Annotated in this window: 15 protein-coding genes; 2 read left to right on the top strand and 13 right to left on the bottom strand. The window is 54.5% G+C overall.

Annotation, left to right across the window (positions count from 1 at the left end):
* Nucleotides 1-186 precede the first annotated feature (186 nt).
* The 5 genes from RJ38_RS16660 to RJ38_RS16635 form a co-directional block, all read right to left on the bottom strand.
* Entirely contained in the window at nt 187-441 is a 255-nt protein-coding gene (locus RJ38_RS16660) for a DUF2484 family protein (protein WP_039020191.1), read from the bottom strand.
* Nucleotides 441-713 carry a DUF2484 family protein gene (locus tag RJ38_RS16655; RefSeq protein ID WP_039020004.1) on the bottom strand — a complete coding sequence of 91 codons (273 nt, stop codon included), beginning with the start codon at nt 711-713 and terminating at the stop codon, nt 441-443. The genes RJ38_RS16660 and RJ38_RS16655 overlap by 1 nt, the downstream gene beginning before the upstream one ends.
* 338 nt (nt 714-1,051) lie before the next feature.
* A complete protein-coding gene (gene murC / locus RJ38_RS16645) occupies nt 1,052-2,452 on the bottom strand; it encodes a UDP-N-acetylmuramate--L-alanine ligase (RefSeq protein ID WP_039020002.1) in 1,401 nt (466 codons plus the stop codon).
* Between the two features lie 33 nt (nt 2,453-2,485).
* Complete coding sequence (locus RJ38_RS16640) at nt 2,486-3,589, bottom strand: UDP-N-acetylglucosamine--N-acetylmuramyl-(pentapeptide) pyrophosphoryl-undecaprenol N-acetylglucosamine transferase (protein WP_039020001.1); 1,104 nt, start codon at nt 3,587-3,589, stop codon at nt 2,486-2,488.
* 6 nt (nt 3,590-3,595) lie between these two features.
* Complete coding sequence (locus RJ38_RS16635) at nt 3,596-4,792, bottom strand: peptidoglycan glycosyltransferase FtsW (RefSeq protein ID WP_052245534.1); 1,197 nt, start codon at nt 4,790-4,792, stop codon at nt 3,596-3,598.
* A 210-nt stretch (nt 4,793-5,002) separates the two neighbouring features.
* On the opposite strand from RJ38_RS16635, the gene RJ38_RS16630 reads away from it, so the two are divergent.
* Nucleotides 5,003-6,187, top strand: a complete 1,185-nt coding sequence (locus RJ38_RS16630) for a BaiN/RdsA family NAD(P)/FAD-dependent oxidoreductase (protein WP_039020000.1) — start codon at nt 5,003-5,005, stop codon at nt 6,185-6,187.
* Nucleotides 6,188-6,199: 12 nt separating this feature from the next.
* Complete coding sequence (locus RJ38_RS16625; RefSeq protein WP_082005811.1) at nt 6,200-6,874, top strand: M23 family metallopeptidase; 675 nt, start codon at nt 6,200-6,202, stop codon at nt 6,872-6,874.
* On the opposite strand, the gene murD is transcribed toward RJ38_RS16625, so the two are convergent.
* The 8 genes from murD to mraZ form a co-directional block, all read right to left on the bottom strand.
* Entirely contained in the window at nt 6,871-8,268 is a 1,398-nt protein-coding gene (murD, locus tag RJ38_RS16620; RefSeq protein WP_039019998.1) for a UDP-N-acetylmuramoyl-L-alanine--D-glutamate ligase, read from the bottom strand. The genes RJ38_RS16625 and murD overlap by 4 nt on opposite strands.
* 88 nt (nt 8,269-8,356) lie before the next feature.
* Nucleotides 8,357-9,442: a phospho-N-acetylmuramoyl-pentapeptide-transferase gene (gene mraY, locus RJ38_RS16615; RefSeq protein WP_039019997.1), complete on the bottom strand. Its 1,086-nt coding sequence runs from the start codon at nt 9,440-9,442 to the stop codon at nt 8,357-8,359.
* A gap of 6 nt (nt 9,443-9,448) precedes the next feature.
* Nucleotides 9,449-10,846 (bottom strand): UDP-N-acetylmuramoyl-tripeptide--D-alanyl-D-alanine ligase, encoded by a 1,398-nt coding sequence (locus RJ38_RS16610; protein WP_039019996.1) that lies wholly within the window; start codon nt 10,844-10,846, stop codon nt 9,449-9,451.
* Nucleotides 10,843-12,372 carry a UDP-N-acetylmuramoyl-L-alanyl-D-glutamate--2,6-diaminopimelate ligase gene (locus tag RJ38_RS16605; RefSeq protein WP_052245506.1) on the bottom strand — a complete coding sequence of 510 codons (1,530 nt, stop codon included), beginning with the start codon at nt 12,370-12,372 and terminating at the stop codon, nt 10,843-10,845. Before RJ38_RS16605 ends, RJ38_RS16610 begins: the two co-directional genes overlap by 4 nt.
* Before the next feature lie 33 nt (nt 12,373-12,405).
* Complete coding sequence (locus RJ38_RS16600) at nt 12,406-14,187, bottom strand: peptidoglycan D,D-transpeptidase FtsI family protein (protein WP_039019995.1); 1,782 nt, start codon at nt 14,185-14,187, stop codon at nt 12,406-12,408.
* A complete protein-coding gene (ftsL, locus tag RJ38_RS16595) occupies nt 14,184-14,555 on the bottom strand; it encodes a cell division protein FtsL (protein ID WP_039019994.1) in 372 nt (123 codons plus the stop codon). The genes RJ38_RS16600 and ftsL overlap by 4 nt, the downstream gene beginning before the upstream one ends.
* Nucleotides 14,555-15,553: a 16S rRNA (cytosine(1402)-N(4))-methyltransferase RsmH gene (gene rsmH / locus RJ38_RS16590; protein WP_039019993.1), complete on the bottom strand. Its 999-nt coding sequence runs from the start codon at nt 15,551-15,553 to the stop codon at nt 14,555-14,557. Before rsmH ends, ftsL begins: the two co-directional genes overlap by 1 nt.
* A gap of 3 nt (nt 15,554-15,556) precedes the next feature.
* A complete protein-coding gene (gene mraZ, locus RJ38_RS16585; protein WP_202903902.1) occupies nt 15,557-16,057 on the bottom strand; it encodes a division/cell wall cluster transcriptional repressor MraZ in 501 nt (166 codons plus the stop codon).
* Nucleotides 16,058-16,123 lie beyond the last annotated feature (66 nt).

The following is a 16,123-nucleotide window of genomic DNA, read 5'->3' as shown; positions in this document are numbered from 1 at the left end:
TGTTTTTGCTTCGCTCCTGATCTGGAAGTATATTTTCCGGGATCAGGATGCGGGCAGAATCTGTAACGCCATTGATCCTGTATCTTGGTGCTATAGTGGCAATAAATCCAGTAACTGAACCAACGGATCAGAACTGGGTCAGATCACCTTGCGTGTCGAACTTGGCCGACGTGTCGTATCCAGATGTCATTCCTGACCGCCCAAGTGACGCCGGATCCGGCGCATCAGATAGACGATGGGCCAGCGCAACATTGACAAGCCCGCCGCCATGACCAGCAACGTCAGCCAAGGGCCGTTCTCCCAGCAGACAAACCCCAGCAGCGGCACGCCAATGCCCATCAACCAATACGCTCTGGTCCAATAATTATCGCGCGATGGCAGCATCGCCAGAAGATTGGCGGAAATCATCCAAATACAGGCAAGGGCGAGGGAAATACTGATCATGAACGATCCTCGGTCTGCGTCGCGCCAACAGCGGCACGCCCGCTCCATTTATGTGCATAAAAAATCAACGGGCGGCGGAACATAGATACAAACCCCAGAAACCCAGCCAAAGCCAGCCAAACACCATGTTCAAAGCCTATAAACCCAATCAAAAACGGTGCGATAACCAACAAACTCAGCCCGGGAGGAAACTGCAACCGCATCGGCAAAAGCGCCGTTATCGTCGCCGCAATAACCCAAACACAGGCTAGGATCAGAGATGTAGTCATTCGCCTGCCTCCGCATGTCGACGTATACGCATCGACGCAATAAGCAACCCCACCCCGAATGCAATGCACATAGGTCCTCCAAAGAGTACAAACAAGACTATGAACATATCCCCCGGCATAAGATCTGAGGTGTCCTTGTCCAAATTCGCCCCTAACAGGCAACCAAAAAACACGACAGTCAAAATCACCGCAGCTGTCACATGCGCGGCACGTCGGGAAATCGCAACCGCGATATTGCTCACCCACCAACCAAGACCAATCACAGCAATCAGATAGAGCGGTAGAACGGCCATCAGCGTCAGGTTCTTTTCTGTTTCAGGGATCTGCTATGATCCGGTTCAGGCCTTTTCAGGCAAGGCATTCGTCCAAGTGGAAATCGTTCCCGCCCCAAGGCAAACCAGCATATCGCCGGGCTGACCATGGGTGTTCAGGAACTCCATCATGCCAGCTTCATCATCCACAACATGGGCGCTTTTATGGCCATGTGTCGTGAGGCCCGCGACCAAATCGTCACGGCCAGCCCCTTCAATCGGTTCTTCCCCGGCGGCAAAGATATTGGTGATGCCCACCACGTCCGCGTCGTTAAAGCAGGTACAGAAGTCCTCAAACAGATCATGTAGACGAGAAAAGCGGTGCGGTTGATGGATCGCCAGCACGCGCCCGCCTTCGGACACTGCATTGCGCGCAGCCTTCAGGACTGCGTTAATTTCAACCGGATGGTGACCATAGTCATCAATCACGGTCACACCGTTGACATCGCCCACACGGGTAAAGCGGCGGTTCACGCCACCGAACTCAGCCAAAGCGGTGCGGATTTCATCACGTTTCATGCCCAGATGGCGCGATATCGCCACGGCAGACAGCGCATTTGACACATTGTGGTCACCCGGCATTGGCAAGGTGCAGCCTTCGATCACAGTGCCCTCAGAATTCAACTCGATATCGAAATGCGCAACGCCAGCTTTCCACTCAAGGTTCACCGCACGCACATCGGCCTGTGGGTTAAATCCAAAGCTGACAACACGGCGATCAGTGATTTTACCAACCAACGATTGCACTTCTGGGTGATCCGTGCAGCAAACCGCGATGCCATAAAACGGAATGTTCTCAACAAAATCACGAAACCCCTGACGCAGAGCGTCAAAATCGCCCCAATGTTCCATGTGTTCCGGGTCGATGTTGGTGATGATCGCGATGGTCGCTGGCAAGCGGTTAAATGTGCCGTCAGATTCATCGGCCTCAACCACCATCCAATCCCCTTTGCCCATACGTGCATTAGAACCATAAGCGTGGATGATACCGCCGTTGATCACTGTTGGATCAATGCCACCTTTGACCAGCAATTCCGCAACCATTGTTGTGGTGGTGGTTTTGCCATGAGTGCCCGCGACCGCAATGTTAGACTTGAGACGCATCAACTCAGCAAGCATCTCAGCGCGACGCACAACAGGCATGCCCGTGCGGCGTGCCTCGTCCAGTTCCGCATTGCCCGGTTTAATCGCGGATGAGATCACAACCACAGCAGCGCCCTCAAGGTTCTCTGCTTTCTGACCGACAAAAATTGTTGCGCCAAGGCGCTCAAGGCGTGCGGTGATTTTGGATGCTTTCAGATCAGACCCCTGCACCGTATAGCCGTGCTCAAGCAGAACTTCCGCGATCCCCGACATGCCGATACCGCCAATTCCCGTAAAATGGATTGGACCGATTTCAATGGGAAGTTTGGTGGCTGCGGCGTTCATATCGGTACTTTCTATACGTTAGGCACCAAACTGTTATGTGTTCGGCGTGGCAGGAGATAATTTATCAACAAGAGCGACAAGCGCTTCTGTGGCATCCGGTCGACCTTGTTCCAGCGCGCTGTGCGCCATCTGAATTGCGGCATCAGGATTTTCCAGAATTGCCGTGATATGCCTGCTGAGCGTCGCGGAATCAAGCAGGGATTCTGGGATCAACACCGCGGCATCCGCTTCGGTCAACCCACGCGCGTTGGCAGTCTGATGATCACCCGTTGCAGCAGCAAAAGGGATCAGCACGGACGGACGCCCAATCACACTGATATCCGCAATGCTAGACGCGCCTGAACGGCTGATCACAAGCTGCGCTTCGCCCATGCGTCGCGGCACATCTCGAAAGAATGGTTGCACGTCTGCACGAATGCCCGCTTGGTCATAGAAGGCCCGCACACGATCTTCATCTTCGCCCCGCGCTTGATGTGAAACATTGATGTTGCGCAACATATCTATTGGAAGGTTTGCGATGGCTTCAGGAACGACATCAGATAAAATTCGCGCGCCCTGGGACCCACCAATCACAAGTATGCTCATCGGATAATCACCCGGCGGAATATACGGTGCCCCGGCTTTTTCAAGCACTGAGCCCCGCACAGGGTTCCCCGTGTGAAAACCCTCGACGCCTGCGGGCAAATCCGTTGGCCATGTGCCACAAGCAACCGTATCAACCCGCTTGGCAAACAGTTTGTTCACCCACCCAAGCACACCGTTTTGTTCATGTATCATCCGAGGCAAACGCAGCATCCAAGCCGCGGTCACAGCCGGGATCGCCGGATAGCCGCCAAACCCCACAACCACATCGGGCTTGTCACGCATCATGCGTAGGGTCATGGAAAGGATGCCACCTAGGATTTTGAAAGGCACAGCAAGCTTTGCAAGTTTGCCACCACGCGCAAAGGTCGCAGATGTGATTTCTTCGATTTCAACCACATGCGGAAACCCGTCCGTATAACGCGCGCCGCGCCCATCCGTGGACAGTTTCACCCGCCAACCTTGGCGCAACATCTCTTCAGCCAACGCTTGGGCCGGGAACATATGCCCCCCCGTGCCGCCAGCAGCAATTACCATGAATGGTGTTTTAGTCATTCGTATTTAACCCCGAGTATGAACAGGATGACCGCTGTAATGGCCAGCCCGGCGGAAGTGATCACCAATTGCGCCCTGTGGCCGCTCGCGCGTCAGTGCCAACAACATGCCAAGTGCAATGCCACCAGCAATCAAAGACGATCCACCATAACTTACGAAGGGAAGCGTCATGCCTTTTGCAGGCAAGATACGTGCGGCAACGCCCATGTTCACGAAGGCTTGCACACCAAACATGCAAGCAAGGCCCGTGCCCGCCAAGCGAATGAACGGGTCGCGTTCTCGCATCAAGCGCAGTAATGAACGCAGTGTGATCAAAGCGAATACCGCGATGATGATCACCACCAAAACAAGGCCGTATTCTTCTGCGGCAACAGCAATGATGAAATCGGTATGGGCATCTGGCAGCCACCATTTAACCTGGCCTTCACCAAGGCCAACGCCAAACAGACCACCTTCACGGATCGCATCTGTCGCATATCCCATTTGCGTGGTGGGATCGACATCGGTGCTCATGAAACCATCAATGCGGCGTGCGAAATGTTCAGAATTATTATAAGCGACGATTCCGACAAAAACCACAGCACCCGCCATTCCGGCTAGCAAAGCAAACGGCGCGCCTGCCACGAAATACATCACACCCCAGCCAAACAACACAAGGCATGCTTGACCAAAATCAGGCTGCAAAGCGAGGAAAGTACAGACCACCACGGTCAATGCAAACGACATGGTTTTACCAGGAGGGCCGTTAATTTCTTGGCTCGCGGCCATCAGCCATGCGGCGATAATCACAAAGCCGGGCTTCAAGAACTCAGAGGGTTGCACAGACGCAAAGCCAAGCGAATACCAACGTGTCGCGCCTTTGCCGAAATCTGTACCCAAAACAGGCAGCAGGGCCAAGGCAATAAAGGCACAGACAAACCCCAAAACGCCCAAGCGACGCACAAGACTTGGTGACATCATCGACGTCAACACCATGACAGTCAAAGCCATGCCGCCAAAGATCGCCTGGCGTTCAACATAGTGGAACGCAGCAAAGCCATTCTTCGCGGCAAGCGGAGGGGATGCAGCAAGGCCCAAGAAAATCCCGATCCCAAACAGGATCAAGACGCCGGTCAAAGTCCATTTATCGATCGTACGCCACCACCGTGGCAATACCGGTTCACCACGGGTGACGGGAACTGCGCCAAAGACCATCTCAGTCATGGAAAATGCCTCTTCTGCCTCAAATGAGGCCCATAAATCAGGGCCCAACACGTTTCTTCCCCAGATTGCTCTGGTGATCATCAAAATGTGCGACTGCTCAATCGCGCCCGGTTGTCCGGGTCTAAATCCAACTGTAGCGCGTTTGAGACGATCTGACCAGCCCGCGCCTGCCCTCTTGCACAATTCCGCCGTCCATGGTCATAGGTCGTTATGGATTACGACGTTATCATCATCGGAGCCGGTGCCGCAGGCATGATGGCCGCAGCAACCGCAGGGCGTTTTGGCGCGCGCATATTGGTCTTGGATCACGCAAAATCTGCCGGTGACAAAATCAGAATATCCGGTGGCGGGCGGTGCAACTTCACCAATATGTACGCCGGGCCAGATAACTTCCTGTCCCAAAATCCACATTTCTGCAAATCCGCCCTGTCCCGCTTTGGGCCATGGGATTTTGTCGAAATGGTGGATCGCCACGGCATCACCTGGCACGAGAAAACCTTGGGCCAATTGTTCTGTGACAACTCGGCCAAGGACATCATCGCCATGTTGCTTGCCGAAATGAAAACCGCAAACGTTGCGCTACAGTTAAACACCCGCGTCTCGAACATCCGCCGTCACAAAGATGGCTTTCAGCTGCACGCAAATGAACGCCCTTTGACATGTCGGAAACTTGTGGTCGCTTGTGGCGGGAAATCCATCCCTAAAATGGGCGCAACGGGCTATGGATATGAGATCGCGGAACAATTTGATCTCAACATCATTCCCACACGCGCCGGGCTTGTTCCCTTTACCTTCCAAGGTGCGCTGTTGGAAAAACTGAAATCTATTGCAGGTCTTGCCGTTCCTTCGCGCATCACCGCGGGCACCACCAGTTTTGATGAGGCCCTTCTGTTCACCCATCGCGGCCTATCTGGTCCGGCGGTGTTGCAAACCTCATCCTATTGGACCGAGGGCGAGCCGATCTCGCTGTCATTGCTACCCGATCTTGATCTTGCCGCAGAACTAAAGAACCAACGTCAAACCAAAGGCGGCATCGGCATGACACGCGCACTGTCGGAATATTTCCCCAAGCGATTGGCAACATTGCTGACGGAAGAATTGCACTGCAGCGGAAACTTGGCAGATCATTCCGACGTGGCCATTGATGCGCTGGTCTCTCAGCTGCGAAACTGGGCGATGACCCCATCCGGCACCGAAGGCTACCGCACCGCAGAGGTCACGCTTGGAGGCGTTGACACGAATACGCTGTCCTCAAAAACCATGGAAGTTAAATCCGTTCCCGGCCTATATTTCATTGGCGAAGTCGTCGATGTCACGGGTTGGCTTGGTGGGTTCAATTTCCAATGGGCCTGGGCATCGGGTGTGGCCTGTGGAACGGCTGCGGCATCGAATTGATACATACTGGCGATGCTAACAGCCCTCACTCCCGCCCCAGCCTCAACGGCTGAACCACGAAAGCCCGAACAAATACTGACCTATCCCGACGGGATGACATGCGGAAAGATCACCTCCTTCTTTGGCGACCTGTATGATCTCGATGGAAGCATGCGCGAGACCCCGCATGTCGGCATCGATTTCGGCGCGTTTGGCGACACAGTGGTCAGCCCCGCATCCGGAAGCGTGGTCGCCACTTGGCGCGGTGATCACAGTTGGGGCGAAGACTGGAACATATTGATCCAGCATCTTCCCCGCGATTTGGGCCATCCCGACACAGGCCACATCTGGTTGTCGGAATTCGACCATTTGCAACGGGGCGACATGCAGGATTTGCAGCCTGGTGAGCGCCTTGAACTTGGCGATACCATTGGCAAAACACGACATCCCGGAAATCAGCCCCGATTTCGCGCGGAAACCCATTTCGAATTGTGGGAAATTCGTGCAGACGCCTTAGATGATCTCACTTGGGAAAGTGAAACCACCCCATCCGGCGGACGGCGGGATTATTGGTGGATTGACAATGCGCAGGCGATCAACCCGCTGGAACAGATGCAAATGCCATCCGGCAGATTGCAACTGATGCCCAAATTCCCCAAACAACAGCCCCCACCACGCGGCATGATCTACCCGTTGGATTGCAATTAACTGTTAAGAATTTTCGCAACCGCCGCAGCGAAGGCATCTCCGCGCAGCTCAAAGTTTGGATATTGGTCAAAACTCGCGGCGGCTGGGGCCAATAGGATTGTGTCACCCGGTTCAGCCTCAGCAAAAGCTGCTTCAACCGCGCGTTCCATCACCTCGCAAATCGCGTAATCCACCTCGCCCAATTCCAACGCAAAATCGCGCGCGGAATGGCCAATAAGATAGGTTTTCTTGACGCTGCCAAGATGTTCCAACAATCCGGAAATCCCACCATCTTTGCCAAGCCCACCCGCAATCCAGCGAATGTTCTTAAACGCCTGCAATGCTTGCGCAGCACTATCCACATTTGTCGCTTTGCTGTCATTCACAAAGGCAACGCCGTTCTTTTCACCAAGGTGCTGAGAACGGTGTGGCAAGCCGCCGAAGCTCTCAAAGCCTTTCTCGATCACGCGTGGCGCAATCCCCAAGGCGCGCAACGCCGCATAGGCCGCACAGGCATTCTGGTGATTGTGCCGCCCAGGCAATCCACGCATGTCGCGCAGATCAATAGAACCAATTTGCTTGCCCTTGCGACGTTCAGCGAGAAAGCCTTTTTTGGCAGTGACATTCCAACCCATGCCGCCAACCTTGCCCGTTACAGAAATGCGGATGACCTGATCGTCCGACATGCCATCTGAAAGCTGTCCGGCCAGATATTGACCTTCGATCTCATCCACACCAATCACTGCGCGATCAGGCCCGCCTTCGGCGAACAAACGACGTTTGGCGGCAAAGTAACCTCCCATTCCCGCATGGCGATCTAGGTGATCTTCGGAAAGGTTCGTGAACACAGCAATGTCTGGGGTCAAACTGCGCGCAAGTTCTGTCTGATAAGATGAAAGCTCTAGCACCACAACTTCGCCGTCATGGGCTGGATCAATATCCAACACCCCCCGGCCAATATTCCCGGCCAACTGACAGGGCTTTCCCGCGACTTCAAGACAGTGGTGGATCAAAGCAGAGGTCGTAGATTTTCCATTAGATCCCGTCACCGCAATCACCTTTGGCGTGACCTCCAATTCGGCCCATTCCGACGTCGCAAAGGATCGGAAGAACAAGCCAATATCATTGTCCACCGGCACACCAGCGGCCAAAGCCGCGGCGATCACAGGGTTGGGTGTTGGGTAAAGATGCGCAATGCCGGGAGAAACGATCAAAGCCGCCAACTCATCCATTTCACGCATAAGGTTTGTAACAATGAAACCTTTGCCCTCAGCGATATCGCGCGCTTCTTGACTGTCATCCCACAAAAGCGCCTCAGCGCCGCCGGCCTCAAGCGCGGCAGCCGCAGCCAAGCCAGACCGCCCCAATCCCAATACGCCAACTTTGCGGCCCTCAAATCCCTGTACCGGTATCATCGCGCTCTCCTGTCGGGCTGTGCCCTTTTCATCCACTACAAATATTCAAAAGTGCCCGCTGTAGCGAACAGGGCACCCGCCCGTTCTTTTAGCGTACCTTTAATGTCGCCAAACCAATCAAAGCCAAGATCAATGCAATGATCCAAAACCTGATCACGATCTGTGGCTCGGCCCAGCCCTTTTTCTCAAAATGGTGGTGAATCGGCGCCATCAAGAACACCCGCTTGCCAGTGCGCTTATAGTACAGAACTTGAATGATCACGGACAGGGCTTCGACCACGAATAAACCGCCAATCACGGCCCAAACCAACTCATGTTTCGTGGCCACAGCAATCGATCCCAATGCGCCGCCAAGCGCCAAGGATCCAGTATCGCCCATGAAGACCGCGGCGGGTGGGGCATTATACCAAAGAAAACCCAAGCCCCCGCCAAACAAAGCAGACACGAAGATTAACAACTCGCCCGTGCCAGGCACGTAATGTACGTCCAAATATTCAGTAAAGTCGACCCGACCAACCGCATAAGCAATCACACCAAGCGCGCCAGCAGCGATCATCACAGGCATGATTGCCAACCCGTCTAAACCATCCGTCAAATTCACAGCATTGGCTGATCCGACGATGACAATCATCGCAAAGGGCACGAAAAACCAACTTAGATTGATCAGCGTGTTTTTAAAAACCGGAAGCGCAAGTTGGCCTGCCAAAGGTTCCGGGTGCAAGGTCAGCGCCCAAAAGCCAGCCGTGGCAGCGATTGCAAACCCAGCCGCCAAACGGATCTTGCCGGACACGCCGTCAGTGTTGTTTTTGCTGACTTTTGCGTAATCATCCGCAAATCCAATCAGGCCAAATCCTGCGGTGACAAACAACACCATCCAGACAAAACCATTGTCCAAACGGGCCCATAAAACGGTCGCCACAAGCAGTGCTCCCAAGATCAGCACACCGCCCATTGTCGGTGTGCCAGCCTTGGTCAAAATGTGGCTTTCAGGGCCATCCTCGCGGATCGGCTGCCCATGAGATTGCTTGCGACGCAGCAAATTGATCAAGGGACGCCCAAAGATGAACCCAAACAGAAGTGCGGTAAAAAACGCCCCGCCTGCGCGGAAGGTGATGTAGCGGAATAGATTGAAAAAATCCCCGCCGTCTGAAAGCTCCGTTAACCAATACAGCATCTTACCCTATCCTTCCGTTTTCTGCTGCAGCGGATGACCCAGCTTGCGCAGTGCGTCAACCACAAGGCTGACCTTTATCCCTTTTGAACCTTTTACCAAGACAGCGTCACCAGGTTGCAACAGATTACGCAATTCAGGTAACAAGCCATCCGCCGCCTCAACATGCAGTCCGCGCTTATCCGCAGGCAAAATATCCCACAAAGCTTTCATCCGAGGGCCAACACAATGCACGAGATCCACATCTGACAAAACGTCATGATCAGCGACAGCGATATGATCATCAATTTCAGTGGGGCCAAGTTCCAACATATCCCCAAGCACAGCAACACGTCGGGTCGCCGCCGATTCTGACGCAAGCACTTCCAATGCCGCTGCCATTGATGCCGGATTGGCGTTAAAGGCGTCATCCAACAAAATGAACGTCTCGCCCCCAACCTCATCAAGACAATAGACTTCGCGCTGGCCCCGCCCCTCAGGTGGAATCCAATGGACCATATCCTGTGCGGCAATACTTGCGTCTGCCCCAAGAGCCGCCACCGCGCCAAGCGCCCCGATTGCGTTGCGGGCGAAGTGACGCCCTGCGCAATCCAGCTTAAACAGCAGCTCGCCCGCTGGGATATCAGCTTGAATGATCGTTTGCCCTGCATTCAGTTGAACCGACTTAAGTTTCCAAGGCTCATCGCCTTCGCCAAACAGGATCGCGTTCGATTGATCCCTTTTCAGGATATCGCTGGTCGAGATATCCCCCGGCAATACCGCGATCCCATCAACGTCCAATCCCTCAAAGATCGCCGCTTTCTCACGTGCGATCCCTTCAATGTTGTCAAATGCTTCTAAATGCGCCGGCGCAATCGTCGTGATCATCGCCACGTTCGGACGCGCCATTTTTGCCAAAGGCGCGATTTCGCCGGGGTGGTTCATGCCGATTTCAATCACCGCAAAATCTGCGTTCGCCGGCATCCGTGCCAATGTAATGGGCACCCCCCAGTGATTGTTAAACGACGCCTCGGCCGCGTGCACTTGCCCTTGGCGTGTCAGAACCGTACGCAGCATTTCTTTTGTGGATGTTTTGCCTACGGATCCGGTCACGGCAACCAATTTCCCCGTAAAACGCGCACGCCCTGCGCGCCCCAAATTCTCAAGCGCCGTCAAAACATCATCGACCACCAGCAAGGGCGCATCCGCAGGAACATCATCAGGGATCCGACTGACCAATGCAGCCCCCGCACCTCTTGCAAGGGCTTGGGCAACAAAATCATGGCCATCGCGCGCGGCCTTGAGGGCAACAAACAAATCACCTGGCGCAATCGAACGTGTGTCGATTGAAATCCCATTAACAGACCAATCCCCAACGGGCCGACCGCCTGTCGCAGTCGTCGCGTCTTTCGCTGTCCACAAGCTCATGTCAGTCGCCCTTCCAATGCGGCAACCGCCACACTTGCCTGTTCGCAATCGTCAAATGGAAGCACTTGATCCCCAACGACCTGACCCGTTTCATGTCCTTTGCCACAAATAAGCAAAGCATCCCCTGGCCCCAGCGCATCCACACCGCGCAGGATTGCCTCTGCACGATCGCCAACTTCCAAAGCAGTGATACCTGTCACTTTCGCACAGCCCAGCATCACGGCAGAACGGATCACCGCCGGATCTTCGGACCGCGGATTGTCATCGGTCACAAAAACAACATCTGCATTCTCGCAGGCAGCCTGCCCCATCAAAGGACGTTTGGTTGTGTCACGGTCCCCACCAGCCCCAACGATCGCCACAATACGTCCCATCACATGAGGTCGCAGCGCCTTCAACGCCGAAGCAATCGCATCCGGGGTATGGGAATAATCCACAAATACAGGCGCGCCATTGTCCCGCGTTGCGGCCAATTCCATCCGCCCGCGCACGGTTCCCAGACGTGGTAATGTTTCAAACACCTCTTCTGGCGGAACACCGGTGCCGATCACCAAACCAGCGGCTGCCAAGATATTCTCGGCTTGGAATCCCCCGATAAGTTTCAAGCGGGTGTGGTGACTGTTGTCCATGAATTCGAACAATAGATCCTGACCGGTGGCATCGTATCGCTGCCCCATGATCCGAAGATCCGCATCCGCGCGACGCCCAATGGTCAGGACTTGATGCCCACGGCTGTGCGCAATGCCCAACATATCACTGCCCCGCGAGTCATCAATATTGATCACCGCTGTGCCGTCATCGGAAAGAACACGGTCAAACAAGCCCGCTTTGGCGTTGAAGTAATCGTCAAAGTCGGTGTGATAGTCCAAATGATCCTGGCTAAAATTCGTGAAAGCCGCCGCCATCAAGCGCACCCCATCGAGCCGGCTTTGCGCCAATCCATGCGATGACGCTTCCATAGCGGCATGGGTGATGCCTTCGCTTTTCAGCTTTGCCAGCAAACGGTGCAATGTGATGGGTTCTGGCGTTGTGTGGTTCAATGGCGCACTAAACGCCCCCTCAACCCCAGTGGTGCCAAAGTTCACAGCTGCCAAGTCAAGCTCTTCCCAAATTTGGCGGGTGAATGTGGCAACGGATGTTTTTCCATTCGTACCCGTCGCCGCCACCATAACATCAGGCTGTGCCCCAAACCAAAGCGCCGCCGAATACGACAATGCAGCGCGGGGTTCTTCCACGACGACAACCGCGACCTCAGGGTAAGACGCCAGATCACTCGCAGCAATTTCCGCCCCTTCGGGATCCGTCAAAACCGCCGCCGCGCCCATGCGCAATGCATATTGAATAAATTCCGCGCCATGCACTTTCACACCAGGCAAAGCGGCAAACAAATGCCCTGGCTTTACGTCGCGAGAATCAACAGAAAGCCCTGAGATTTGTACATCCCAGTCCCCCCGGGCGTGCAGACCCAAATCTGAAAGCGGGCGCGGCGCTGGCACAAGGCCTTGTGATCCCGTTGTGTGTCCCATCGCCTTACCCCCTGGCCGTTGATTCTATTACCGTTAATTACTGGTGAGTGTTACCGCAGTAAGGGGCAAGGTTTCAACTTGTGGACGCAACCCAAGCAGCGGCGCGACGCGGCGTGTCAATTCTGCAGCAACAGGAACTGCGGTCCAGCCCGCTGTACGGCGCATTTCGCCCAAACCTTCGATAGATGGCTCGTCCAATGTCACGATCAACACATATTTTGGGTTCGACGCGGGGAAAATTGATGCGAAGGTCGAAATAACCTTGTCATCATAATAGCCGCCCTGCGGACGTGGTTTATCTGCGGAACCCGTCTTGCCGCCCACTTCATAACCTTCAACGTCACCAAAACTTGCCGTGCCGCGTGTCACCACTTGGCGCAGCATATCACGGGAGATGCGCGACACCTCTTCGGACACAACTCGCGGACCATTTTGCACCCCATCTTGAAGCAACAACGTCGGCACAACCCGCGTGCCACCATTTACAACAGACGCATAAGCGGCCGCCAAATGCATTGGGCTTGCGCTGATACCATGCCCGTATGAGATCGTCATTGTAGACAGTTCTGACCAATTTGATGGCAACAACGGTTGGCTGCCTGAAGCTTCGAGGATCTCGACTGGGGATGGCACTGTCAGCCCAAGTGATGTCAAAAACTCGCGTTGACGGTCTGCACCAATCATCTGCGCAATGCGCGCCGTACCAATGTTAGATGACTTTACCAACACATCCGTCGTCGACAACGTCGGTCCATAATTGTGAAAGTCACGAATGTTAAAACGGCCCCATTTCAACGGGCCTTGCGTATCGATCATCGTGTTTTCGCTGATCAAACCCGCGTCCATCGCCTGCGCCAGGGCAAACAATTTATAGGTTGACCCCAGCTCATACACACCCTGCACCGCACGGTTAAACAATGGGCTGTCAGACTGATCCCCTTCGGTCAGAACGCGAGGGCGTTCATTGGGGTCGAAATCTGGCAAGGACACCAGCGAGATAATTTCGCCGGTATGCACATCCATCAACACACCCGCAGCACCTTTGGCATTCATCAATTGCATGCCACCGCCCAGAACTTCTTCCGCAACGGCCTGCACCGTCATATCAAGTGACAATCTTAGCGGCGCACCATTATTCGCCGGATCACGCAGCATTTCGTCAAAGACATTTTCAACGCCTGCAACGCCGATAACTTCTGCTGAATGCACACCTTCGCGCCCAAAAGACGCCCCCCCCAACACATGTGCCGCAAGGGCGCCGTTGGGATAAAGTCGCATCTCGCGTGGGCCGAACAACAAACCAGGTTCACCAATTTCATGCACAGTTTGTCGTTGCTCGGGGCTCAGTTTCTGACGGACCCAAACAAACTTACGATCACCTGTGAACTGGCGGTTCAGCTGTTCTCCGTCTAGATCAGGAAAAATCTCGGCCAAACGTGCGGCAGCAGCCACAGGATCAATCATTTGTTGCGGATGGGCGTACAAAGAATAGGTCGCGATATTGGTCGCAAGGATATTCCCATTTCGATCGGTAATATCAGCACGTTGGGTCAGGATGCTGTCGCCAGCCCCGCCTGAACGTGGCTCTTCCGGGACCGATACGGAAATCGACCCCATGCGCAAACCAACAGCAGAAAACGCTGCTAAGAAAAATACGGATAACACCAACAAACGGCCTTCGGCGCGGTGCCGAGCCCGACCTTGAATTTCATCATGGCGCGCACGAATGTTATCGCGTTCGATCCGGTCTGGGTTTTCCCCTTTGTCGCGTGCTGAAAGGATACGCGCGAGGGGGCGCAGAGGTGTCCGGATCATTGGCTGTCTCCGCCCGCAGATGCATCCAGCAAGACGCCCATGGTTTCCACAGGGGCCTCTACTTGGTCCAGCAAGGTCACGGGTGCCGGCCACGCCACTTGATCGACGCGTACATAATGTGCGCCCGTCAGCGGCAATAATCCCAAGCTGTCAAAATTCAATTCAGCAAGTTCGCGCAAACGGTCAGGTCGGTTTAAATAGGCCCATTCAGCATTCAGAATGGACAAAGCGCCCCGTGCTTCAGCGATTTCCAGATGCAGCGAACGGATTTCGCGCGTCACTTCTTGGGTGCGATAATTTTCACGGTAAGCCCAAAAGGCCAAACCCATCACCACCAGACCCGTCACAAGGAACATAAAACTGCGCATCAGATCACACCTCCGTCCAGGGTTAGTTTCGGCAGGCCCATGCCTTTGCGATCAAAGGGAGACGGTGTTGCATCCGTGCGTTCTGCCACGCGCAAACGCGCGGAACGTGAACGCGGGTTTTCTTCCAATTCCTGATCATCCGGTCCAATGGCACGGCGCATTTTTTGGGTAAACTCAGGGGAACGACCTGCCGTTGCAGGCGCATGACGGCTTCCGCCGCCCCCGCTTGAACAGCGCGCCGCAAGAAAGCGTTTTACAACGCGGTCTTCCAAAGAATGAAAGGTCACAACAGCCAGTTGCCCACCAGGTTTCAGCGCACGTTCAGCTGCCTCAAGCCCGGCAATCAATGCACCAAATTCATCGTTGATCGCAATGCGCAACGCTTGAAAACTGCGGGTTGCAGGGTGACTTTGCCCCGGCTTTTTACGCGGCAGGGTTTTCTCGATCAAATCCGCCAGTTGCAAAGTCGTCTTAAACGGCGCATCCGCACGCGCAGCAATGATCGCCTTGGCAATTCTGCGCGACTGACGTTCTTCACCATATTGAAACAGAATATCTGCCAACACCGCTTCAGACGCCGAATTCACGACATCCGCCGCAGAGACACCATCTTGACTCATCCGCATATCAAGCGGGCCGTCTTTCATGAAAGAAAAGCCACGTTCTGCCAGATCAAGCTGCATAGAGGACACGCCCAGATCAAGCACAACGCCGTCCAGCAATTCACCAGCAAGAACATCCATATCCGCGAAATTGCCCGCTTTCAGGCGTAAACGATCACCGTATTCACCGGCCCATGGTGCTGCCATCTCTAGCGCCAATGGGTCGCGATCCACGCCGATCACGCAATCCGCACCAGCATCAAGCAAGCCGCGCGTATAGCCGCCAGCGCCAAAAGTGCCGTCCAGCCAAAGGCCGGACACCGGAGCAATCGCCTTTAAAATCGGGCGCAGCAATACGGGGATATGTGGTTTTTTCTCAGGCCCTGCGTCAGTCATCGCTTAAAGCCCCTCTTCACCATCCAAATAGATCGACGGATCAGCATCCGGATCAAAATCATCATCTGCCTCAAGATCGGCATTCATTTCTGCGTCATATGTTTCTGGCTTCCAGATTTCGAACGTATCACCGTTACCGGCAAAAAACGCCATTCCATCCAGGTCCAACTTGTCGCGCAGTTTCGCAGACAGAACCAAACGCCCGGTTTCATCCACCGAAGTATGCGCAGATTGTGTGTTATAAAGACGTTGCAGCGCTTTACGGCGCTTGCTGCCACGGGGCATTTTCTCGATGCGGCTTTCCACATCGTCAATTGCCTCCATGGTGAAACATTCAAGCTGTGGACGTTTTTCGTCGCCGTAAACGATCACAAGCTCGGGGTTCAGGCCTTCACACCAGTTCGGATCACCTGCTTCAAGCACACGGCGAAAAGAGGCCGGGATAGACACCCTGCCCTTTGCATCCACCTTATGGTGGCTTTCGCCTCTGAACCTGCGGACCACTGATGCGGCTCCCGTATTAAATGTCCCGTGACCCAAATGGGTCGAAAAAGTTACCCCCGAAAGGGA

The sequence above is a fragment of the Halocynthiibacter namhaensis genome, from assembly GCF_000812685.1.
GTDB classification, from domain to species: Bacteria; Pseudomonadota; Alphaproteobacteria; order Rhodobacterales; family Rhodobacteraceae; genus Halocynthiibacter; species Halocynthiibacter namhaensis.
Note: the sequence above shows the minus strand (reverse complement) of the source record. Positions and strands in the feature narration are given on the sequence as shown.